Annotated in this window: 15 protein-coding genes and 1 pseudogene; 6 read left to right on the top strand and 10 right to left on the bottom strand. The window is 72.9% G+C overall.

What is annotated here, in order from left to right:
* Window positions 1-3 precede the first annotated feature (3 nt).
* The 9 genes from ABZ923_RS04790 to ABZ923_RS04750 all read right to left on the bottom strand — a co-directional run bounded on the left by ABZ923_RS04790 (window position 4) and on the right by ABZ923_RS04750 (window position 10,206).
* The gene (locus ABZ923_RS04790) at window positions 4-138 is read right to left on the bottom strand and encodes a lasso RiPP family leader peptide-containing protein (protein ID WP_361466809.1); all 135 of its coding nucleotides are present in this window, start codon (window positions 136-138) and stop codon (window positions 4-6) included.
* A 122-nt stretch (window positions 139-260) separates the two neighbouring features.
* Entirely contained in the window at window positions 261-866 is a 606-nt protein-coding gene (locus ABZ923_RS04785; protein WP_361466807.1) for an NAD(P)H-dependent oxidoreductase, read from the bottom strand.
* 120 nt (window positions 867-986) lie between these two features.
* Entirely contained in the window at window positions 987-1,556 is a 570-nt protein-coding gene (locus ABZ923_RS04780) for a thiamine pyrophosphate-dependent enzyme (RefSeq protein ID WP_361466805.1), read from the bottom strand.
* A gap of 4 nt (window positions 1,557-1,560) precedes the next feature.
* The gene (locus ABZ923_RS04775) at window positions 1,561-2,088 is read right to left on the bottom strand and encodes a thiamine pyrophosphate-binding protein (RefSeq protein ID WP_361466802.1); all 528 of its coding nucleotides are present in this window, start codon (window positions 2,086-2,088) and stop codon (window positions 1,561-1,563) included.
* 20 nt (window positions 2,089-2,108) lie between these two features.
* Window positions 2,109-3,776 carry a DUF885 family protein gene (locus tag ABZ923_RS04770; RefSeq protein ID WP_361466799.1) on the bottom strand — a complete coding sequence of 556 codons (1,668 nt, stop codon included), beginning with the start codon at window positions 3,774-3,776 and terminating at the stop codon, window positions 2,109-2,111.
* 22 nt (window positions 3,777-3,798) lie between these two features.
* Window positions 3,799-5,619 (bottom strand): asparagine synthase (glutamine-hydrolyzing), encoded by a 1,821-nt coding sequence (gene asnB / locus ABZ923_RS04765; RefSeq protein WP_361466796.1) that lies wholly within the window; start codon window positions 5,617-5,619, stop codon window positions 3,799-3,801.
* 31 nt (window positions 5,620-5,650) lie between these two features.
* The gene (locus tag ABZ923_RS04760) at window positions 5,651-6,790 is read right to left on the bottom strand and encodes a GNAT family N-acetyltransferase (protein WP_361466793.1); all 1,140 of its coding nucleotides are present in this window, start codon (window positions 6,788-6,790) and stop codon (window positions 5,651-5,653) included.
* A gap of 143 nt (window positions 6,791-6,933) precedes the next feature.
* Window positions 6,934-8,307, bottom strand: a complete 1,374-nt coding sequence (locus ABZ923_RS04755) for a DUF6002 family protein (protein ID WP_361466790.1) — start codon at window positions 8,305-8,307, stop codon at window positions 6,934-6,936.
* Window positions 8,308-8,394: 87 nt separating this feature from the next.
* The gene (locus ABZ923_RS04750; RefSeq protein WP_361466789.1) at window positions 8,395-10,206 is read right to left on the bottom strand and encodes a non-ribosomal peptide synthetase; all 1,812 of its coding nucleotides are present in this window, start codon (window positions 10,204-10,206) and stop codon (window positions 8,395-8,397) included.
* Between the two features lie 324 nt (window positions 10,207-10,530).
* On the opposite strand from ABZ923_RS04750, the pseudogene ABZ923_RS04745 reads away from it, so the two are divergent.
* From ABZ923_RS04745 to ABZ923_RS04720, 6 genes and pseudogenes are all read left to right on the top strand, one after another.
* Window positions 10,531-10,725, top strand: a pseudogene (locus ABZ923_RS04745) (MbtH family protein); the annotation flags it as partial.
* Between the two features lie 91 nt (window positions 10,726-10,816).
* Entirely contained in the window at window positions 10,817-18,034 is a 7,218-nt protein-coding gene (locus tag ABZ923_RS04740; RefSeq protein ID WP_361466786.1) for an amino acid adenylation domain-containing protein, read from the top strand.
* A gap of 114 nt (window positions 18,035-18,148) precedes the next feature.
* Window positions 18,149-19,063, top strand: coding sequence for a clavaminate synthase family protein (locus ABZ923_RS04735; RefSeq protein WP_361466935.1), 915 nt, complete (start codon window positions 18,149-18,151; stop codon window positions 19,061-19,063).
* A 23-nt stretch (window positions 19,064-19,086) separates the two neighbouring features.
* Window positions 19,087-20,214 carry an acyl-CoA dehydrogenase family protein gene (locus tag ABZ923_RS04730; protein WP_361466785.1) on the top strand — a complete coding sequence of 376 codons (1,128 nt, stop codon included), beginning with the start codon at window positions 19,087-19,089 and terminating at the stop codon, window positions 20,212-20,214.
* Window positions 20,211-21,125: an LLM class flavin-dependent oxidoreductase gene (locus ABZ923_RS04725; RefSeq protein ID WP_361466782.1), complete on the top strand. Its 915-nt coding sequence runs from the start codon at window positions 20,211-20,213 to the stop codon at window positions 21,123-21,125. Before ABZ923_RS04730 ends, ABZ923_RS04725 begins: the two co-directional genes overlap by 4 nt.
* A 309-nt stretch (window positions 21,126-21,434) precedes the next feature.
* Window positions 21,435-22,241 carry an AfsR/SARP family transcriptional regulator gene (locus ABZ923_RS04720; protein ID WP_361466779.1) on the top strand — a complete coding sequence of 269 codons (807 nt, stop codon included), beginning with the start codon at window positions 21,435-21,437 and terminating at the stop codon, window positions 22,239-22,241.
* On the opposite strand, the gene ABZ923_RS04715 is transcribed toward ABZ923_RS04720, so the two are convergent.
* Window positions 22,218-23,324, bottom strand: a complete 1,107-nt coding sequence (locus ABZ923_RS04715; protein ID WP_361466777.1) for an IS701 family transposase — start codon at window positions 23,322-23,324, stop codon at window positions 22,218-22,220. The two genes, ABZ923_RS04720 and ABZ923_RS04715, sit on opposite strands and share 24 nt — an antisense overlap.
* Between the last annotated feature and the right edge of the window lie 61 nt (window positions 23,325-23,385).

Raw genomic sequence — 23,385 nt, 5'->3', positions numbered from 1 at the left:
GCCTTACGAGAACAGCTGGCCAGCTGCGTCCGGGTAGCGGAACCCGAAGCCCAACGTGTCCTCGGAAAACTCGCCGACTTCCACGAGGGCCGGAGGCTCATACAGGTCCACAATGACCTGCTCTTCCGTCTTCTCCATTACACACCTCCTGTTGTGAAAACACACTCCGAACGTGAGTGCGCTTTCACAACAATCTACCGGCATAAGCGTCTCGGAAAACCATCTTTTCGGTCGGCCGCCATGGGGAATCAGCCAGGAAATCAGCCCACATTCTCGGCAGTGCGGGCCGGCAGGCGCCGACCGGGATGAAAAGAAGTGCGGAACTCGAGCAGCTGGCGGGTCATCACGGTCAGCTGGTCCTGGACATGGGGGTCGTCGCACCGTCCGTCCGGGCCGAACGACGTCGCCGTGCTGTTGACCGCGACGCCGATCGGCGTCGGCCAGCCGCGCAGGGCGTGGGTGATGTCGCGCAGCGTCGCCAGGGTGGCGACGGCGCCCTGCCAGCCCTGGCCTACGGCGATACAGCCCACGGCCCGCCCGCTGAGGTACGGGCGGCTGTCGTGGCGCAACTCCTCCAAGTGGTCGAGGGCGTTCTTCACCAGCCCGGAGACGGTCCCGTGGTAGGCGGGGCTGGCGATCACCAGGGCGTCCGACTCGGCCACCTCGCGGATCAGCGCGCAGGCACGCCGGTCCGTCACCGCCGCGCCCGGCTGGTACAGCGGCATGGCGAGCTCCGGGCCGCTGATCAGCCGTACGTCGGCGCCCATGTCCTTCGCTGCGTCCAGGCAGACATGCAGGGCCCGTTCCACCGTCGACCGGACACCGGACGAACCGCCGATCCCCACGATCCTGATTCCCTGTTGCACGCGACACCTCTCGACATGGTTGGCAGCTGCTGCACGCCCTGCGGCGGCGGTGGGGGCGTCCGGCACCGGTCTGCGCGCCCGCGGGTGACGGGGTGCCCCACCCGCTGTTCGGTGAACGGGTCAGAGCTGTGGCTGCAGGAACTCCGAGAAGCGGAGGGTGATCCCTTCGAGCTGGTCGGTCACCCGCGGCGGAGGCTGCGTGGCGTCGGCCGTCACCAGGCAGTGGACGAAGACGGGGGCGGGCGGGTTCGCCAACTCCTCACGGAGCGTTCTCGCCAGCTCTTCCTCCGAGTCCACGGTGTGGATGCGGGTGAATCCGCTCGCCCGTGCCCACCCGGACAGGTCCACGCAGCGGCCGGGCGAGCGCTGGCCGCCGGTCGAGGCGTACACACCGTCGTCCAGCACGAGCTGGATCAGCGGCAGGTCCGGCTGCGCACCCGCCATCACGAGTCCGACGGGGTTCATCAGAAGGCTCCCGTCCCCGTCCACCACCAGCGTGGTCCGGCGGGAGGACATGGCGACACCGGTGCCGAGCGACAGGGCCAGCCCCATCGAGCCCGTCATGTAGAAGTGGTTGCGGCGCTCGGCTGCGGCCCCGATGCGGGAGATGTACCCGGTGGTGAACACGGTCGGCAGGTCGGGAGCGGCGGCCAACGCGACCGTGACGGCCGCGGTCTTGGTGAGGGCCATCGGGCTACACCTTCCAGGCGAACTCGTCCGGACGGACCAGGAGCGCGAAGGGCAGGCGCTTGTCGCGCACCACCGTCGCGGCCTGTTCCACCTGCCGGGCGGCGCCCTCGCCGGTCAAGTACTCGTAGCCGATGCCGAGGCCGTCCAGGACGGGCTCGGTGAGCCGGCCCATCGCCAGGTTCTCGGTGGTCGTGTCCGGCGCCGTCCCCCGCATGCTGACCACCAGCAGCAGGGGGATCCGGTACGGCACGACCAGTGAGCCGAGCGCGTTGACCGACTGCCCGAAGCCGGAGTTCTGCATCAGCACGACCGGGAGGGCGCCCGCCAGGCTGGCCCCGGCGGCGACGCCGACGGCGTTGTCCTCGCGTGCCACGACGTGGTAGTCGGCGCCGGCCTCCAGCAACGACAGCAGGGGGGCCAGTACGCCGCACGGCGTACCGAAGTACGGGCCGAAGCCGTTCGCCGTCAGCGCGTCGTACACCGCGGCCTCCGTACCGGCCGGGCGCTCGGCCCGGAGTGTTTCCGTTGGCATGTGCGTCTCCTTGGAACTAGTCACGTGTCCGTCATGCCGAGCCGCTCGGCCACCCCGGCGCCCAGCCGCCGCGCCTCGTCCAGGTGGTCGCTGGTGCCGAGGACCTCCCAGCGTTGCAGCGCCAGCGGCACGTTCCCCTCCCGCCACAGCCGGCCGTGGAAGGCGGCGAGGTCGAAGGCCGCCCCCTCGCGCCGGGCGCAGGCGGTCAGCAGGTCGAGCACCTGGGCCTTGCCCGCCAGATAGCTCAGACCCAGCCCCGGCCGGCCCGCGTAGAAGGCGGTCTCCTCCCACGCCGTACGGCGATCCACCGGGACCAGGTCGGCGAGGCGGTCGGCGGCCTGGTCGAGCGTCAGCTCCCCCAGCGCGAGTCCGAGATCGACCTCCACCCGCAGCGCGCGCAGCCGCATCGCGTTCACCACGAACCGCCGGCTGGCCGGGGCGTCGTCGAAGAGGCCGGCGAGCAGGGCGAGTTCCTCGGTGTGGAAGGCGACGCCCTCGTTCGCGGCCGAGTCGTAGTAGTGGCGTCGCACCGGGTTCTCGTGCCGCTCGGACAGCGCGAGCTGCCAGGCGTGGACGCCCTCGTGGACGATGCCCACTCGCGGGTCCCGGGCCTCGGCGAGCTGGAAGTAGGGCAGGTCCGGCCGGGGTTCGGGGAGGTAGCGCACCGCGTCCCGGCCGTCTTCTGCCCGGGCGGCCGTATAGTGCTGGACGCCGAGCCACGTCAGCGGCTCCAGGTGGGCCGGCAACGGCAGATTGCGGTAGTGCCGGAGGTCTTCGGGCAGGTTCACGATGCGTTCCTTTCGCAGGAACGCCCGGACGTCGAGCTCGTCCGCCCGCTGCCGGCGGATCTGTGCCGCCGTGTCGGCCGGCAACGGCCGGGCGGCCGGTTCGCCGTTGCGGTGCAGTACGGCCTCGGCCGCCGCCGCGCGGGCGTACTCCCGGCGGCCGAGGTCGCGCAGCTGCTCCACCGACCAGGGCAGGAGCGCGACCCGGTGCAGGAAGAAGCGGAACGCCTCGGGGCCCGGACTGAACGCCTCGGTGCAGGTGGGCAGCGTCTCCCGCAACCACTGCCGGTAGTCGGCCAGAGCTCGCCGCGCGGCGCCCGACGCGGCGGCCAGGTCGGCTGCCAGGGCCGGGGGCTGCGGCCCGGCGAGCGCGGCGATCGCCGTGCCCAGCGCCTGGTCGGCGGAGCCGAGCAGCCCCAAGGTGTGCTCGGCGAGCGGCGCGGCGGCGTGCCCGGCCAGGTTGAGCCGGCCCTGGGCGAGGATCTCGGGCACCCGGGCCAGCCGGGCCGCCACCACCCGTGCCTGCGGTTCCTCGGCGGCGTCCGGCCGCAGCAGGTGGTGGTAGACCGGCAGCAGGGCCTGGTCGAGGTAGAACCCCGGGTTGCGCTGCCAGTCCCGCAGGAGGTGCAGCTCCCAGTGGACGCGGGCCAGCGCCGAGCCGATCAGCTCGCCGTCCACCCGCACCGGTACGGTCTGTGCCGACAGGTCGAGGGCGCGGTGGCGGCGGGCGAACCCGGCCAGTGCCCGGCTCCGCTCGGCGACCGCCTCCGGTGACCAGTCGGGCAGCCAGCCGTCCGGGCGCTCGACCCGGTTGAGGTCGTCGTAACAGTCGGGCTGGGTGACCTCGCGCCACGCCCAGAACTCCTCGGCCAGCCCTCGCAGAGCGGCCGCTGCGCTGCTCATCAGTGGTCTCCCCGGACGGTGGTCAGGACGTCAGCGTCACGTCGTAGGCGCGCATCCAGCGGTCGACCTCGATGAGCGGCAGCAACAGGTGCAGGTTGTCCGCCATCGTCATCATCTCGGTCCGGCCCTGGGCGAGTGCGCGCACCTTCGGCAGGTCCAGCAGGGCGGCCAGTGGCGAGGAGCCGTCGTCGAGGACCCGGTCGAGCGCGGCGCGTACGGCCTTGGCGTGGGCCGGTGAGAAGGTGGCGGGATAGGCACTCTTGCGGCGCCGCAGCACCTCCTGCGGGAGCAGGTCGGCGACGGCGGCACGCAGCAGGCTCTTCTCCCGCCCGTCCGCCACCTTCATCTTCCACGGCACGTTCCAGACGTATTCCAACAGCGTGTGGTCGCAGAAGGGCACCCGTACCTCCAGCCCGAGCGCCATGCTCATGCGGTCCTTGCGGTCCAGCAGGTACAGCAGCGGGCCTTGCAGGCTGAGGTAGAGGACCTCGCGCATCCGGGCCTGGAGGCCGGATTCGCCGGTCAGCCGCGGCACCCTGGCGCGCAGCGTGGCGTAGCGGTCCCGCTCGTCCTCCTCCGGGCGGATCCGGGCCCGGACGTCCGCTGCCAGGCAGTCGGTCAGCCGGGGCGCGTTGCCGAGCCATGGGAAGGTGTCGCCCCACACGGTGGCCTGGTCGAAGAACCAGGGGTATCCCCCGAAGACCTCGTCGGCGGCCTCGCCGGAGAGCGCGACCGTGGAGCGCTCCCTGACCGCCTGGAACAGCAGGTACATGGAGGCGTCGAACTGGCCGAGGCTGGGCAGGTCGCGGGCGGCCAGCGCGGCCGGGACGACGTCGGCGAGCGCCTCCGGGTCCAGGTCGATCGACGTGTGGTCGACGCCGATGTGCGCGGCGGCGGCCAGCGCGAACGGGGTGTCCTGCTCCGGGCGCAGCGCCGTGGCGCGGAAGTCGTCGGCGGCACCCTGGAAGTCCACCGAGAAGGAGCGCAGTCCCGGCGCGTGGTGCCGGGCCGCCAGGGCCGTCACGGCCGAGGAGTCCAGGCCGCCGGAGAGCAGGGTGCACAGCGGCACGTCCGCGACCAGCTGACGGGCGACGGTGTCCTCCAGGATGTCGCGGACGCGGCGCACGGTGGTGTCCTCGTCGTCGTGGTGCTCCTGGCTGACCAGCCGCCAGTACGGCGCCTCGTGCGCCCCCGAGCGGTCCACCCTGACCAGGTGCCCGGGCTGTACCTGGCGCAGGTCGGTGTAGGGGGTCTCCCAGGGCATGGAGAGCCTGGGGTTGAACAGGATGGGGAGTTTGTCCTCGCTGGTGCGCGCGGTGAACAGCGGGTTGGCCAGGATCGCCTTGGGCTCGGAGGCGAAGAGGACGCCGCCCCGGTAGGCGTGGTAGTAGAGCGGTTTGACGCCCAGCCGGTCGCGGACGAGGAGCAGTTCCTCGCGGGCGGCGTCCCAGATCGCGAAGGCGAACATGCCGGTGAGCCGGTCGACGAAGCCCGTCCCCCACTCCAGGTAGGCGCGCAGGACGACCTCGGTGTCGGAGGCGGTACGGAAGTGGTGGCCCCGGGCCCGCAGCTGGTCCCGCAGCTCGCGGAAGTTGTAGACCTCGCCGCTGTAGGTCAGCACCACCGGGGCCTCGCTGCCGCGCCGCTGCGCGGTCATGGGCTGGACGCCGCCTTCCAGGTCGACGATGGCGAGGCGGCGGTGGCCGAGGGCCGCGTGCGCCGAGAGCCAGACGCCGTCGGCGTCGGGTCCACGCCGGTGCAGGGTCGCGGTCATGGCCTCCACGGTCGGGCGTTCGGTGGTGAGATCGCGGGTGAAGTCGATCCAGCCGGCGATGCCGCACATCGTGGCCTCCTTGTTGGCGGGTCGGTGGGGGTCAGGAGAGGGTCGGCTGTCCGGTGAGGCTGCGGCGGGGGGAGCCGGGCAGGCCGGCGAGGAACTCGTCGAGGTCGACGGTCCGGTGACCGCTCACGCCGGGGCATTCCCAGCGCAGGTCGGTCCGGGCCGACCGGTCCTGATCGTGGAAGTAGACGGCCTCCAGGCCCTTCCCGGCGCCGAACGTCAGCGCCGGGTTGGCGGTGAGGAGGTCCCGGACCTGCGGGGTGTCGCGCAAAACCCGCAGCACCAGCCGCTTCTCGCGGAAGTGGTTGCCGGGCAGCGCGACTTCGGGGTGCATCTTGCGCTTGAACTGGAAGATGCCCTTGCTCAGGAAGGGTTCGCAGCCGGAGAGGTCGACGCGGGTCAGTCCGTGCTCGGCGGCCCACTGCAGGATCAGCACGTACATCGCCATGTACGTGCCCGAGCGGTAGGGCTCCTCGCCGCCGGCCTCGACACCGGCCAGTCGGATGACCAGGGTGCTGCCCTCCTGGCGGCACAGCATGCCCGCGACCCGTCGCCCCGACTCGCACAGGAAGAACAGCACCCCGCGCCGGAAGAGGCAGACGAGGGCGCTCTGCCGCTCCTCGGATCGGGCGGCGTCCCGGTGCCGGTTACGCATGGTCGGCCGGTGCATGCCGTCGTAGAAGAAGTGGAAGTCGGCTTCCGAGGTGGCGACCTCCAGGGTGCGGGCGCGGGAGCGGAGCTCGCGGGTGTGCTGCTGGCGGGCCTTGCGGGAGAGCCGCTTGAGGACGTCCTGCGGATCGGGCCCCACCGGCACCGACAGGTTGATCCGGAAGGGCAGCAGCAGGCAGTGGCGCGGTGGCCGTCCGGGGGCGTCGCGGCGCAGCACGCCGACCGCGAGCAGGTCCGCGTCGGGCGTGGCTCGGCCGCTGGCCAGCTCCGCCCAGGTGGTGCGGCGGCGGCTGTGCTGCGAACCGGTGCCGCGGCGCTGTTCGAGGAAGGGCAGCACGTGGGTGAGGCCGTGCGCCAGCCCGCCGTAGGCAAGGACCGGACCCTGGTCCGTCGGCCGGGAGACGGTGACGGACGGACGGGCGATCGTGGCGGCCAGGCCGTGCGCGCGGACGAGGAGCGGATCGGCGCTGTTGTTCCAGGTGTAGCGCCAGTTCGGTGGAATCACCCGTGCCTCGCCCCGCTTCCGGGGAGCAGGCGGTGGGCGGGCGGGGCCGGTCGGGGCGCGCGGTCGCGCGGCGCTCCCGCGGCCCCGCGGACGGCGGGCTTCGACGTCGTGGTGTGCATCGCTGTCGGCTCCGAATCCGGCGGCTACGCGTGCGCGGCCGCGAGGACGGCCCGTGCGAGGCCGTCGACGGTGTCGGCACGCGTGAGGTGCTCCTCGCGCAGCGCGGGCAGCAGCTCGTCGCTGTAGTAGCCGGAGGCGTGCACCACGACCTCGGTGTCCGGCGCCAGCAGGCCCCGCTCCCGGGAGAGCAGCACCCCGGTGAGCGCCTTGACCAGCGACCATTCGCGGATCAGGGCCGGGTCGGCGGCGATCTCGATGCCGGCGGCGGCGGCCAGCGCCCGCACGCGGTCGAAGTGCTCCAGGCACTCACGGCGGGAGACGACGATCCCGCCGCCGCCGTGACGGGCGACGATCTCGTTGACCTGCGCGCGGGTGGGCGGCTCCTTGGTGTAGAAGGTCGGGTCGATCACCTCCCGGGGGTCGTCGGTGACGGCCGGGAACTCCGCCGCCGCGTCCTGGCGCCACGCGCCGGCCGTCTCGTCGTACGAGTAGTCCGGGAGCTTGGTGCCGAGCAGGCTGGTCACCATGTCGGCTGTGGCGAGCTGCTGGACCAGGTAGAAGCCGGGGTGCCAGGCGGGCGCGGGGCGCCCCGGCAGTCCCTCGGTGAGCAGCTGGTGCCCGAGGTGGTATCCGAGCAGCCCGAAGGCGCTGGACACGGCGTGCACATGCACCCGGGGCGCGGAGTCGGCGGTGATGGGCAGCAGCTCCGCCTCGGCGAAGGCGCGCGCGGCATCGGCGATCCGGTAGTTGTCGAGGTCCAGGGTGTACCAGACGCGGAAGCCGGTGGTGTCCAGGATCTCGGCGGCATGCCGCCGTACCACCTCGTTGCTGAGCTGCTTGACGTCGGCCGGCTGTCCGACCCGGGCCAGGACCACCGGGTTGGCCGCGCGCAGCGCCTGCTCCCCGGTCAGCGCGCAGTCGCGCAGCTTGCTGCGCGAGGCCTCGGGGGCGAGCATCACGATGCGCAGCTCGTCCGGGGTGGCAAGCCCGGTCGCGTGGGCCCGGGCCACGGCGTCGCGCAGGGCCGTCCCCTTGTTGCCGGAGGTGGGGGTGAACAGCAGGACGCGCTCGCCGGTGCGGCGGATGTGGGCGGCGGCGCGCGCGATCATGAGCAGCGACGCCATGGTCTTGGTGGTCCTGGCGCCCGGGTTGCGCATCAGGTCGAGAATGTGGGTCCGCGACTCCACCTGTGTCAGCCCGATGTCGGTGACCTCGGTGAACGCCGCGAAGGAGGGGTGTTTCCCGGTGAGTTCCAGGGGGATCTCGGCCGCGGTGGTGCGCTCGGCGTCCACCTTGCGGGCGGCGGCACGGATTTCTTCGAAGTACCGGTCGAGCGCGTTGTGCACGACCTGGCCGGCGCCGGCCGTGCGGCCCGTTGCGGACGTGGCGGAGGACATGGCGGATCCACTCCTTCTGGAGAAACTGTCGGGTACGTGTGTCGCTGGGTCGCTCAGGCGCCTGGTCTCCGGGTGCGCGGCAGACGGTCAGAGGTCGGCGGCCGACTGCGCGGTGATCTCCGCGACGACGGCCTCCTCGACCGCCTGCGCGAGTCCGCGCACGGTGGGTGCATCGAACAGGGCGCGGACCTCCAGGTCCACGCCGAAGGCCTGCCGGACGCGGGAGATGATCTGCATCGCCCGCAGCGAGTCGCCGCCGAGGTCGAAGAACGTGTCGTCGATGCCGAGCCGCTCACGCTCCAGTGCCTCCGCCCAGATGCCGTGGATGATCTCCTGCTGGGGGTTCTGCGGGGGGACGAGTCCGGCGCGCGGGTCGAGCAGGTCGTCCGGCGGGGGCAGGGCGGCGCGGTCCACCTTGCCGTTCTTGTTGAGCGGCAGGGCGGCGATCGGGACCATCGTGCCGGGCACCATGTACGACGGCAGCCGCTGCCCGGCGAACTCACGCAGGGCGGCGCGGTCGGGCAGCGCGCGGCCCGGTGCCGGAACCAGGTAGGCCGTCAGCTGCCAGGTGCCCTCGGCGGACTGCCGGGCGACGGTCACCGCGTCCTGTACGTCCGGGTGGAGGGTGAGGACGGCGTCCACCTCGGCCGGCTCCACCCGGTGCCCGCGGATCTTCACCTGGCCGTCGATCCGCCCGATGAACTCCAGCCGGCCGGTTGCGGGGTCGCGCCGGACCAGGTCGCCGGTGCGGTACATACGGCTGCCCGGCGGGCCGTAGGGGTCAGGCAGGAACCGTTCCGCCGTCAGGTCGGGCCGGCCGAGGTAGCCCCGGTTGACCCCGGTGCCGGCGATGTGGAACTCGCCCGGTTCACCGTCCGGGACGGGCTCGAGGTGTTCGTCCAGGACATGGCCGCGCACCCCGGGGACGGGCCGGCCGAGCGGCGGGCTGTCGGGCCAGTCGGCGAGGTCTCCGGTCAGGGTGCAGGCGGTGGCCTGGTGCGTCTCGGAGGGGCCGTACTGGTTCTCCAGGACCGTGCCGTCCAGTGCACCGAGGAACCGCCGCACGTCCGGGGTCAGCCGCAGCGGCTCACCCGCCGCGACGATCTCGGTCAGCACCAGCCGGCCGGCCAGTGCGGGTTCCTGGAGAGCGGCGCGCGCCAGCTGCCGCAGGAACGCCGGTGACAGATAGATCCGCTGGACCTTTTCACGGGCCATCAGGTCGAGCAGCGCCACCGGGTCCTGCCGGTGCTTCTCCTGGACGAGGACCAGCGAGCCGCCGCTCAGCAGCGCGCCGAAGATCTCCTGGAGCGAGACGTCGAACCCGAGCGAGGTGAACTGCAGGAACACCTGAGGCCCGGGCAGCCGGGCGACCGCCCAGTCGGCGACGTTCGCGATCGATGCCGAGGTCAGGCCGATGCCCTTGGGGCGGCCGGTGGATCCGGAGGTGAAGATGACGCAGCGCAGGCCTTGTGCGGGCAGGCGCCGGACGGGCCGGGTCTTCGGGCACGCGGCCAGCTCGGCGGCCAGATCCTCGTACGGCAGTACGGGGAGCCGGGCGTCCTGGAACGTCCGGGCGAGCGCGCGCTCGGTCAGCAGCAGCAGGGCCCCGGAGGCGGCCAGGTTCTCCGTCAGCCGCTGGGCCGGGTGGCCCGGGTCCATCGGCTGGAAGGCGGCGCCGGTCTTCAGGGCCGCGAGCATGGCGACGAACGCCTCCGGGCGGCGGCTCATGCAGATACCGATCACCGTCTCGGGGCCGGCGCCCCGGCGCCGCAGGCAGTGAGCGAGCCGGTTGGCCCGGGCGTCCAGTGCGCCGTAGCCGACGCGGTGTTCACCGGCCACGATCGCGAGGTCGCCGGGCCCGAGTCGGGCCCGTTCTTCGAAACGCTCGATGATGTCCAAGGCGGCTCCTTGTCGCGGATGCGGCGATAGTCCCCGGGGCCTCGCGATCGCGTCCCACTCGATCACCTCCACCGCTCACGGGCGGGGTTGATCGTTTTCAGCATCAGCACCGCGGGGTGCCGGAGGCAACGCCAACTGAACGAAGTCAGCGGCACTTTCTCCGCCGCGCCGCTGCCTGCCGCGGCCGTCGCGGGTGGTGGAAGCCGGACTGCACGAAGTGTTCCCGGGCTTGCCCGAAGATGCTTGCCCGTACGGCGCACGGCTGTTGATGATCTTTCAGAGGCAGCGGCCGCCGGCGCGGCCGGATGCCGACACCACCGGTCGCGGGAGGACGCCATGTTCAAGGTCGTGGTCAATCACGAGGAGCAGCACTCCATCTGGCCCCAGGACAGGGAGACTCCGGCCGGCTGGACCGAGGTCGGGGTGGCCGGCAGCAAGGAGGAGTGCCTGGAGTACATCCGCGGCGCCTGGCCCGACATCACCCCGCTGAGCGTCCGCCGGGCCCTCGCCGACTCCTGAGCACGGCCCGGGTCCCCCCGGGGAAAGACAGGCCCCAGCCGCCGTATCCAGTCCACAGGGACCGTGTCCCGGTCGTACGTTCGGAGAGGCAATGACCGTCGAGCACCCACCGCGGCTCTCCGCCGCCCAGGCCGAGCTGCTGGCCCGCCGGCTGCGCGGCGCGGCCGGGGGCGGCGCGAGCGAACCGACCGCCCTCACCCGGCGAGCCCGCGACGAGCGCCCCGTGCTGTCGTTCGCGCAGCAGCGGCTCTGGTTCCTGGAGCAGATGCACCCGGGCTCGATCGCCTACATCACGGCCGACACCGTCTACCGCGTCCGGGGACCGCTGGACGTGCCCGCCCTGCGTCAGGCGCTGCGGTCGGTGGCCGAGCGCCACGTCACGCTCCGCTCGCACTTCGCCGACGACGCAGGGCAGCCCTACGTCGTGGTCGGCGCGGCGGACCGCATCACCCTCCGGGTGGTCGACCTGGCCGGCCGCGCCGACCCGGCGGCCGCCGCCGAGGCGTACCTCGCGGACGAGCTGCGCACCCCCTTCGACCTGGCCACCGGACCGCTGCTGCGCACCACCCTGCTGCGTCTCGGCGAGGACGACCACATCCTGGCCGCCGTCGTCCACCACATCGCCTTCGACGGATGGTCGATCGGGGTCTTCGAACGCGACCTGGCCACCGCGTACAGGGCCGTCCGCACGGGCGAGGCACCCGGCTGGGCCCCGCTGCCCGTGGACTACACCGACTACGCGGCCTGGCAGCACGAGATGCTCACCGGCCGCCGGGCCGAGGGTCAGCTGGAGCACTGGCGGCAGGCCCTGCGTGGTGCGCCCACCACCCTCCAGCTGCCCACCGACCGTCCGCGTCCGGCAGCCCCCGGCTACCGGGGCTCCGTGGTGGCCTTCACGGTGGGCGAGGAGACCGCCGACCGCCTGCGGGCCCTCTCCCGTGCGCAGGGCGCGACGCTGTTCATGACCGCGCTGGCCGCGTACCAGGTCCTGTTGTCCCGTCACACGCACAGCACCGACTTCCTCGTCGGCTGCCCGTCCGCGGGCCGCACCCGGCCCGAGGTAGAGGAACTGGTCGGCTTCTTCGTCAACACCCTGCCGGTCCGGGCGGATCTGACCGGTGACCCGACCGTCCGCCAGCTGGTCGACCGGGCGCGCGCGGCCGCTCTGGACGCGTTCGCGCACCAGGAGCTGCCCTTCCAACGCATCATCGAGGAGGTCGCCCCGCCCCGGGAGACCAGCCACAACCCGCTGGTCCAGGTCTGGTTCGACGTGTCCGCCCCCGGTGCCGGCCTCCGGCTCGACGGCGCCGAGGTGGAGAGTGTCCGGCCTCGCCGCCCCTCGACCAACTTCGACCTCGCGCTGCACCTGACGGAGTCCGGGTCGGGGCCGCTCACCGGCGAACTCGTCTACGCCACCGACCTCTTCGACGAGGCGACCGGACGCTCGCTCGCCGCGCAGTACGTCCATGTGCTGGAGGAGGCCGCCCGGCACCCGGACCGCCCGGTGGCGGACCTGCCGCTGGTCGACGCCGGGCGGCTGGCCGAGCTGCTCGACACCTGGAACGACACCGCGCGGCCCGTCCCCGAGGGCACGGTCACGGACGCCTTCGAACGCCAGGTCCGCCACACCCCCGACGCCACCGCCCTGGTCGAGGGCGACCGGCGGCTGACGTACCGCGAACTCAACGCCCGGGCCAACCGGCTCGCCCACGAACTGCGCGCCCACGGCGTCCGGCCGGAGCGGACCGTCGGTCTGCTGCTGCCGCGTGGCACGGATTTCGTGGTGGCCCTCCTCGCCGTGCTCAAGGCCGGGGGCGGCTACCTGCCGCTCGACCCGGCGTACCCGGCTGACCGGATCGCCTACCTGCTGCGCGACGCCTCGGCCGGGACGGTCGTCACCGACCAGCGGCTCGCCGGCCTGCTGCCGGCCGGCGTCCCCGCCGTGCTGCTGGAGCCGGACGGCTTCGGGCAGCACCCGTCGACCGACCCCACGCCGCTCGCCACCGGCGGCAGCCTCTGCTACGTGATCTACACCTCGGGCTCCACCGGCCGTCCGAAGGGCGTCGCCATGGCCCACGCGCCGCTGCGCAATCTGATCCAGTGGCAGATCGAGCGGACCACCGTCACGGGGCCCACCCTCCAGTTCTCCTCCCTGTACTTCGACGCCTCCTTCCAGGAGCTGTTCACCACCTTCCTCACCGGCGGCTCGCTGGTACTGATCAGCGAGGAGCAGCGCCGCGACCCCCGCCAGGTGCTGGCCGCCGTCCGGGCGCACGGCGTCCGGCGGCTGTTCTGCCCGCCGATGGTGCTGGAGCAGCTCGCCGTCCAGGACGCCGCGGAGGCGGCGGCGCCACCGCCGCTGAAGGAGATCGTGACGGCGGGCGAACGGCTCACCCTCAGCAAGGAGATCCGCGCGTTCCTGGCCCGGATGCCCGGTGTCGTCCTGGAGAACCAGTGCGGCCCCACCGAGACGCACGCGGTCGTCGCTCACCTGATGACCGGGCCGCCGGAGGACTGGCCGACGAACCCGCCGATCGGCCGGCCGATCGCCAACACCCGCGTAGATGTGCTGGACGAGCGCATGAGGCCGGTGCCGGTGGGGGTGCCCGGCGAGCTGTACGTGACCCGGCCCTGGCTCGCCCGGGGCTACGTCGGCCGGCCGGACCTCACCGCCGAGCGGTTCCTGCCCTCCCCGTACGCGACCGGACCCGGGCAGCTGATGTACCGGACCGGTGACCTGGTCCGGTGGCGCCCGGACGGCACGGTGGAGTTCCTGGGCCGGGCGGACGACCAGGTGAAGATCCGCGGCTACCGGGTCGAGCCGGCCGAGGTGGAGGCCCGGCTGCGCGAACTCCCCGAGGTCGGCGAGGTCGCGGTGCTCCCGGTCGAGGTGGCTCCCGGCGACCGTCGGCTGGTCGCCTACCTCACCACGATCGGTGGCTCCGCGCCCGGACCGGCCGGGCTGCGGGCCCTGCTGGCGAAATCCCTCCCGGACTACCTGATCCCCTCCCACTTCGTGACCGTTCCCCGGCTGCCGCTCACGGCGACCGGCAAGCTCGACCGCCATGCCCTGCTGCGCACGGAGCTGCCCGCCCCGGAGCAGGGCACGGAGGCCGGTTCCCGGGCGCCGCGCGACCCCCGGGAGGAAATCCTCGCGGGACTGTTCGCGGAGGTCCTGGGGCTGCCGAAGATCGGCGCCGAGGACGACTTCTTCGCGCTCGGCGGGCACTCGCTGCTGGCGACCCGGCTGATCGCCCGGATCCGCTCCGCCTTCGGGGCCGAGCTTGCGATCCGCGACCTGTTCCGGACGCCGACCGTGGCCGGTCTGGTGCACCTGCTGGAGGCGTCCCGGCCCGCCCGGCCGGCGCTCGTCCCGGCCGCACGGCCCGCCGTACTGCCGCTGTCCCCCGCACAGCGGCGGATCTGGTTCCTGAGCCGGACCGGCCAGAGCGCCGACTACAACTCGCCGTTCGCGCTGCGGCTGCGCGGCCGGCTCGACGCCGACGCCCTGGCCGCGGCCCTCGCGGACGTGGTCGCCCGGCACGAGGCGCTGCGGACGGTCTTCCCCGACCACGACGGCGACCCGCGCCAGCACATCCTCCCGGCAGGTTCCGTGCCGTCGCTGCTGGAGCACGCCGAGTGCCCGCCCGGCGATCTCGACCGGCTCCTCGCCACCTTCGCGGAACGGGAGTTCGACCTGGCCGCGGAGCCTCCGCTGCGCGCGGCCCTGTACCGGGCGGGCCCCGAGGAGCACGTCCTGGCGCTGGTGGTGCACCACATCGCCACCGACGGCTGGTCCCTGGGCGTCCTTCTGCGGGACCTGTCCACCGCGTACACCGCGCGCGTCGTGGGTGAGGAGCCCCGGCTGCCGGCGCTGCCCGTGCAGTACGCGGACTTCGCGCTCTGGCAGCTCGGCCTGCTGGCCGAGGAGCAGGACCCGGACTCCTCCGCCGCCCGGCAGTTGTCGTTCTGGCGGGAGCGGCTGGCCGGCCTGCCGACCGAGCTGGAGCTGCCGTACGACCGGCCCCGGCCCGAAACGGCCGACAACTGCGGTGGCATCGTGCCGCTGACGCTGGACGGCGAGCTGCACGCCCGGCTGCTGCGACTGGCCGGCGCCCACGGCTGCACGCTCCTGATGGTGCTGCACGCGGCCCTGGCCGCGCTGCTGTCGCGTCTCGGGGCCGGCACCGACATCCCGATCGGGGTTCCCGCGGCGGGCCGCGGCGACGAGGCCCTGGACGACCTGGTCGGTGTCTTCGTCAACACCCTCGTGCTGCGCACAGACGTCTCCGCGAACCCGACCTTCGCCGAGCTGCTGAGCCGGGTGCGGGATGCCGACCTGGCCGCGTACGAGCACGCCGACCTGCCGTTCGAGCGGGTGGTCGAGGCGGTCAACCCGGACCGTGCGCTGGCCCGCCATCCGCTGTTCCAGGTCGTTCTCCAGCTGGACGGGAGCGTGACCGACGGCCTGGTGCTGCCCGGTCTGGAGGTCGTCGAGGAGCCGGTCCGCTTCGAGGTGTCCAAGTTCGACCTGCGCATCGCCCTGACCGACAGCGTCGACGCCGACGGGGCCCCGGGGGGCCTGCACGGCGTGCTGGAGTACGCCGAGGCACTGTTCGACCGGGTCACCGCCGAGGCCTTGGCCGGCCGGCTGCGCCGGATGCTGGAGCAGCTGGCGGCCGACCCGGACCGCCGGATCGGCTCGGTCGACCTGCTGACGGCACAGGAGCGCCGGCGCATCCTGGTCGACTGGAACGACACCGCCGCGGACGTGCCGGAACGGACGGTGCCGGAGCTGTTCGAGCAGTGCGCACGCGAGACCCCGGACGCCCCGGCCGTGCGCGGTGGCACCACGGTCCTCAGCTATGCCGAGCTGAACGAGCGGGCCAACCGCTTCGCCCGCCATCTGGCGAGCCTGGGCATCGGGCCGGAGCGGCTCGTCGCGGTGGCCCTGCCACGCACCCCGGAGCTGGTGGCGGTGCTGCTGGGCGTGCTCAAGGCCGGGGCGGGCTATCTGCCGCTCGACCCCGAGCAGCCGCCCGAGCGGCTGGCCCGCATCGTCACCTCGGCGGCGCCCGCGCTGGCAGTGACCACCACCGCGCTCGCGGAGCGCCTCCCCCCGCTGACCCGGCTGCTCCTGGACGAGCCGGACAGTGCGGCCGCCGTGGACCGGCATCCGGCGGCCGACCTGGACCCGGCGGAGCGCACCGCTGAGCTGACCGCGGCGACCACCGCGTACGTCATCTACACCTCCGGCTCGACCGGCGAGCCCAAGGGCGTGGTGATCGAGCACGGATCGCTCAACCTGTACCTGGCATGGGCCCGGCACGCCTACCCGGCGATGGCCGGGCGGGCGCTGGTCCACTCCCCCGTCGCCTTCGACCTCACCGTCACCGGACTGTGGGGGCCGCTGACCTGCGGCGGCTCGCTCGAACTCGTGACGCTCGACGACGAGCCGGCCGCGGTGGAGCAGCCGACCTTCGTCAAGGCGACCCCCTCGCACCTCGGCCTGTTCCAGATCCTGCCCGAGACGTACGCTCCCACCGGTCAGCTCGTGCTCGGCGGCGAGTTGCTGCTGGGCGCGGCGCTGGACGAATGGCGCGCCGACCACCCCGGGGTGACCGTGGTCAACGAGTACGGGCCGACCGAGACGACGGTGGGGTGCGCCGAGTACCGCATCGAGCCGGGCGACCGCGTACCGGCCGGCGGCGTCACCATCGGCCACCCGATCTGGAACACCCGGTGGTACGTGCTGGACGACGCGCTGTCCCCGGTCCCGGCGGGCGTGGTCGGCGAGCTCTACATCGGCGGAGGGCTGCTTGCCCGGGGTTACCTGAACCAGCCCGATCTGACGGCGGCCCGGTTCCTGCCGGACCCGTACGGCCCGCCGGGCGCCCGGATGTATCGCACCGGGGACCTGGTGCGCTGGCGCCACGACGGGCAGGCGGAGTTCGTCGGGCGGGTGGACGACCAGGTCAAGGTGCGGGGCTTCCGGGTGGAGCTGGGCGAGGTCGAGGCGGTGCTGTCGACACTGCCCGGGGTGGCGGCCGCGGCCGCGACCGTGCTCGGCGGCGACCGGCTGGTGGCCTATCTGGTGCCGGCCGCGCCCGAGGGCCTGGACACCGAGTCGGTGCGAGCGGCCGCCGCCGGTCTGCTGCCCGCGTACATGCTGCCCTCGGCGTACGTCCTGCTCGACCGTCTGCCGCTCACCGCGAACGGGAAGCTGGACCGCCGGCGGCTGCCCGCACCGAAGACACCCACGGCCGGCGCCGGCCGGGCCCCGGAGACGGAGCTGGAGAAGGCGCTCTGCGGCCTGTTCGCCGAGGTACTCGGCCTGCCACACGTGGGCGTGGACGACGGGTTCTTCGCCCTGGGCGGGCACTCCCTGCTCGCCGCCCGGCTGGTCACCCGGATCCGCTCCGCTCTCGGCCTGCGCGTCGGCGTCCAGGACCTCTTCACCGCGCCCTCCGTGGCCGCGCTGGCGGCCCGCCTCGCGGCCGGCGTCCACCAGGATTCACTGGCACCCCTGCTGACGCTGCGTGCCGGCCGCCCGGAGCAGCGGCCCCCGCTGTTCTGCATCCATCCGGGGGCCGGCATCGGCTGGGTGTACGCGGCGCTCCTCGACCGGCTCGACCCGGACCAGCCGGTGTACGCGGTGCAGGCACCCACACTGCGGCCGGACGGGACGGCGGCCGCGAGCGTCGCCGAGCTGGCCGCCGGTTACCTCGTGCTGATCCGGCAGGTCCAGCCGTCCGGCCCCTACCGGCTGCTCGGCTGGTCGTTCGGCGCGCTCGTCGCCCACGCCATGGCTGTCGGCCTCCAGGAGCAGGGTGAGGAGGTCGAGCTGCTCGCGATGCTCGACGGCTACCCGCCGGAACCGGACGCCACAGCGACGGAGCCGGCCGACGGGCCCGATCCGCTCGCCGAACTGCTGCGCTCACTGGGGCAGTCGGTGGCCGAGTCGCCCGGCGAGCGGTTGACGGTGGCCGAGTTCATCCGGCTGACCGGGCAGGGGGACGGCCCGCTCGCCGGCCTGGACGGAGAGACCATCTCCGCCATGGCCCGTACGTTCATCCACCACGCGACGCTGGGACGGGCCCACCGGCCGGGCGTGTTCCGGGGCGGCGCGGTTTTCTTCCACGCGGCGGCCGACCCGGACTCGGGGGACCCCCGGGCCTGGCGCCGCTTCCTGTCCGAGGACCTGGAAGTCCACCCGGTCGACTGCGTGCACGGCGTGATGATGCACCGGCGTCCGGCGGAGCGGATCGGCGCCGTGCTCGCGGACGAACTACGCCGGCCGCGGGCCTGACGCCCACTCGTACTCGCTTTCCGGCTATTGCGGAGGAGAGGAAGCATGTCCAAGACAGCACAGGCCACGCCCGCGGAGGCCGTCCGCGCGATCCCCGCCGCGGCGGCCGCGGAGATGGCCGACGTCAGCCGGCAGCTGGTGTCGGCGGCCGACCGGATCGACGACGTCGAGTGGGTGGCTGCGGCCCGGTCCGCGTGGGCGGAGCTGCCGGCCCTGTACCGCCGTGAGATCGGTGCCTTCCGCCGGGACTCGGGGCCGGCCGGCGCCGTCGTCCTGCGCGGGCTTCCGGTGGACGAGCAGGAGCTGCCGGCCACCCCCACGGTGAGCGGCTCGATCCAGCGGACGGCCACCGTCCCGGCCGCGCTCCTGGTCATGACGGCGTGCGGGCTCGGTGATCCGGCCGCCTTCCTGGCCGAGAAGTCCGGCGCGCTGGTGCAGGACGTCGTGCCGGTGCCGGGCCAGGAGTACTTCCAGGGCAACGCCGGCTCCGTCGACCTGATGATGCACAACGAGAACGCCTTTCACGAGCACCGCCCGGACTTCGTGATGCTGCTCTGCCTGCGGGCGGACCACGAGGGGGTCGCCGGGCTGTCCACCGCCTCGATCCGCGAGGCGCTGCCGAATCTCCCGGACCGGACCCGCGAGTGCCTCCGGCAGCCCGAGTTCAGCACCCAGCCGCCGCCGTCCTTCGGCTCGCCCGACGGCGGGGCGGTCCGGCACCCCGTGCTGACCGGGGCACCCGACGATCCCGACATCCAGGTGGACTTCGCGGCCACGTCCGGCCTGACCCCGGCCGCCCGGGAGGCGCTGACGGACCTGTCGGACGCGCTGGCGGCCGTGGCCCGGACCGTCCGGTTACGCGCCGGGGACCTCGCCATCGTCGACAACCGGGTCTGTCTGCACGGCCGCAGCGCGTTCCGCCCGCGCTACGACGGCCGGGACCGCTGGGTCCAGCGCACCTTCGCGCTGGCTGACCTGCGCCGCTCCCGGTCCCACCGCGCGGACGACGGCCATGTGCTCGTCCGCTGAGGCCCCTCGTGGAGAGAGGAACCATGGAATCCCCCGCGACTCCACCCACCCCTTCCGGTCCGCTTGAGCTCACCGAGCTGCTGGCGGCGCTCCGGGCGGAGGTCCACGACGACACCAGTGGCCGCCCCAGCGACACCGTCCTGGCCGCGCTGCACGCGAGCGGTGTGCTGAGACTGCCCGTCCCGGCCGGGTACGGGGGGCTCGGGGCCGACTGGCGTGAAGCCAACACCGTGATCACCGCCCTGGCCCGGGCCGACGCCTCCGTGGGGATCATCGTCTTCCTGCATTACGCGGCTGTCAGCCGCATCGTCGCCTACGGCTGCGAAGAGCAGCGCCGGCGGCTGCTGACGGCGGTCTCCCACGAGGGCCGGATCTTCGCCTCGTCCTGGAGCGAGCCCGGCTCGGATGCGGCCAAGCAGAAGATCGCGACCACCGCGGAGCGACGGGCGGACGGTGCCTGGGTGCTCAACGGCGCGAAGACCTTCACCACGGGCGCGGGGGTGGCCGATTTCTACCTGATCCTGGCCCGCACCGGTGACCAGGGACAGGCGTCCGGAAGTTACGGCCGGACCGACCAGGGCATCTTCGTGGTCGACAGCACCCGGCCCGGCTTCACCGCCGACGGGGTGCTGGACCTGTCCGGCATGCGCCGTTCGGCGACCGGTCTGATCCGCCTGGACGGTTACCTGGCCGAGGACGTGGACGTCCTGATCCGCTCCGGCGACACCCCGGCGGTCATCGGCCATCCGCATGCCCTGGGACTGACCCTCGGCGCCGTCGCGCTGGGTATCGCCGAGGAGGCCCACGACATCGCGCTCGACGTCGGACGCCGGCGTTCCCTCCTGGACAGCCCGCTCTACCGGCACCACGTCTTCGAGCTGGGCTCGCGCCTCGCGGCCGTTCGGGGAGTGGTGGATGCGGCCACCGGGACCCCCGGAGACCGCAGCAGCCCCGCCCTGACGGCCAAGGTGTTCGCCTCCGAGACAGCGGAGTCGATCTGCCGGGGCGCCCAGGAGCTGGCCGGCAGCGCCGCGTTCTCGCGCGGTCACGTGCTCAACCGGCTCGCACAGGACGCCCGCGCGGTCACCCTGATGGGCCCGCCCAACCACCTCTGCCGCGAGCTGGTCGCCTCCCGGCTGGGGGGACGATGAGGGTGCCGCGGCCGGACGGGGTGCGGATCGGCGCCGTCGTGCTCCCGGAACACACCTGGCCGCAGGCCCGGGAGATCTGGCTGGAACTGGAACAGCTGGGCCTGCACCACGCGTGGTCCTTCGACCACCACTCCTGGCGTTCGCTGAGCGACGAGCCCTGGTACGACTCCCTGGCCGTGCTCTCCGCGGTGGCCGCCGTGACCGAGCGGATCCGGCTGGGGACGATGGTGTCCACCCCGAACTTCCGGCACCCGGTCGTGGTGGCCAAGCAGGTGATGACCATCGACGAGCTCTCGGGCGGCCGCTTCGTGTTCGGGATGGGCGCCGGCGCGCCGGGTGCCGACGCCCGCCTGCTCGGCGGCGAGGACCTGTCACCGACGCAGCGCGCCGACCGCTTCGCCGAGTTCGTCGGCCTCTCGGACGAGCTGCTGCGCAACCGGGCGACGACCTACCGAGGCGCGTACTTCAGCGCCGAGGAGGCCCGGATGGTGCCGGGCTGCGTGCAGCGGCCGCGGGTGCCGTTCGCCATCGCGGCGGCGGGGCCGCGCGGCATGCGGCTCGCGGCCCGGCACGGCCAGTGGTGGGTGACCATCGGCGACGCCGGCCGCCCCGGCGAGAGGCCGGAGGAGGAGGCCTGGCAGCTGCTGGCCCGGCAGGTGGCCCGGCTCGCGGAGACCTGCGAGAAGACCGGGCGGGAATTCTCGGATATCAGGCGTCTGGTGAACGTGAGCCGGATCGTGAAATCACCCTATTCGTCGCCCGAGCAATTCGTGGACCTCGTAGGGAGGTGCCAAGAAATCGGATTCACCGATGTCGTGGTGAACCATCCGCGTCCCAGCGGTGTCTTCAGTGGAAGCAGGCCAGATTTCCTCCGCGCGGCCTCCGCCGCCTTGAGCGCCTTCGAGTCCTAGCCGAACGAGGGGGCGGCCGCGACCCGGCTGCCCCCGTCCGCGTGTACTCCCCGAAGCGGACACCTGCGACAACGGCCGAGTGTATCGAACGGATGACACAGATCCGGTTCCCGTCGGCCGGATGTCCTGAACACGACCATGACGCCTTAAACCCCGTTGATTTTCGCTGACAGGGCTACCTAGGGTGCGGATCGTTTCAGTGGTCAAGCAGTTGCCGCCCGTACGCGTGCCGGAGTTGCCGGCCCACCGGCGGCGACCCGGCACGGGGAGGCGCGACCTTTGCACGTCGAAATCTTAGGACCGCTCTACATGGGGAACTCCGGGCAAGGCCCCGATTGCGCGCCCAGCGCGCCGAAACCGCGCCAGCTGCTCGCACTGCTGGCACTGAACGCCAATCAGTTCGTCCCCACCACCACGTGCATCGACGAACTCTGGGGGGCGGACCCGCCGCGCAGCGCCGTCACCACGCTGCGCACCTACGTCATGCGGATCCGCCGCGCCCTGCAGACGGCCGGCACAGGGGAACGGCCGCCGCACGGCATCCTGCGCACCCGGCAGCACGGGTACCAACTGCTCCTCGGCCGTACCGGTCTCGACCTGTTCCGGTTCGCCGACCAGGTGGACGAGGGCAAGCGCGCACTGCTGAGCGGGGACCACTGCCGGGGAGCCGAGACGCTGCGCGACGCCCTCACCCTGTGGAAGGGCTCACCTGTCGTCGACGTGCAGGCCGGCCCGTTCATCACGGCCCACCAGGCCCGGCTCCAGGAACAACGGCTCAGCTGTGTCGAGTTGCACATCGAAGCCGAGCTCCAGCTCGGCCTGCACCACGAGTTGATCAGCGAACTGACCGGCCTGACCGCCGAATTCCCCACCCACGAGAACCTGCACGCCCAGCTCATGCTGGCCCTGTTCAGGTCGGGGCGACAAGCCCAGGCACTCACGGTCTACCGGCAGCTGTGCGCCGTGCTCGCCGAGGAGCTCGGCATCGAACCGTCCCGACGCCTGCGCCAGCTGCACAGGGCCATCCTGCTCGCGGACCCCGCTCTCGACCCGCCTCACCGGCCCTCGGACGGGCTACCGCAGACACTCGACCTAGCGGGTTGCCGCCTCGACTGACGCCGGCAACCCCGCGTCGGCGCCCGGCAGCCGCCTGAGCAGCCCGTAGGCGTGCGCCGCCGAGACCAGCGTGACATGGTGGTGCCAGCCCCGGAACGACCGCCCCTCGAAGTGACGCAGGCCCGACAGCTCACTCAGGCGCTGGAGGTCCCGGCCGGCCCGGGAGCTCAGCCCCAGCAGTTCCAGCAGGTCGGCGGACCGAGTGCTCTCCACATTGGTGACCCACGCCGACTCCACGCGATCCGACTCCGCGCCCCAGCCCACCACGACCTTCCGAGTGCGGCGCGGCAGACCGACACTTCGCACGGCGCCCGTCCCCACGGGATCGGGCAGCAGGACGGTGCTGTAGCGCGAGCGATGGCCCAGGCCGCTGCGCCAGTGCTGGGCCGGGGTCCGGGCGCTCCCGGCGCAGGCCAACCGCTCCCCCACCGTGACCACCTCGCCGGAGGGCAGCCGCGCCAGCGGCGTGGCGCTGTCGACCCGGACCACGTACCGCAACCCGCGGTTCTCCAGGCCGCGTATCAGCGCGGTCGCCGACGGGCTGCGGCTCGCGTCCACGACGACGGGCAGCGGCCGCGCGTGCCAGCCGACGGCCAGCTCGTCCAGCGCGTCGAACAGGTGCTCCCAACGGGAGCGGTGACGCTCCTCGTCGGGCACTCGGCTGCGGGCCCGGCGCTCACGATCGGTGTCCCACGAACGCGGCAGCATCAGCCGCCAGTTGACCGGTACGGTGCCGGCCGGCCCGACCGCCAGCACCGCCAGCCCCAGCTGGCAGTTGAGCACCCGCCCCAGCGTCTGGGAGAACTGCTTGTCCACCCCCACCGAGCTGCGCCCGCTCTTCGGCAGCACGGTCTCCTCCACCACCCAGGCTCGGGGCGCCAGCGTCGCGTCGACCACCTCGGCGATGCGCTCGCGCACCGGCTGCCAGTCCCAGGAACTCTGATTCACGAACTGCTGGAGACTCTGGTCGGCACGCCGCCCGAGCAGCCGCTCGGAGATCCGGCGCACCGACTTCCGGCCGGGTACCTCGACCAGGCCGCGCACGTACACCTCACCCCAACGGCGCTGGTCGGCACGGGACATCGAAGTGAACAGGAAGGCACAGAACCGAGACAAGTCATCGCTCGAAGTCAGCACCTGCCCA

Source organism: Streptomyces sp. NPDC046881 (assembly GCF_040645015.1).
Lineage (GTDB): Bacteria > Actinomycetota > Actinomycetes > Streptomycetales > Streptomycetaceae > Streptomyces.
The sequence above is the reverse complement of the archived record's forward strand: the minus strand, read 5'-3'. Positions and strand labels throughout refer to the sequence as shown.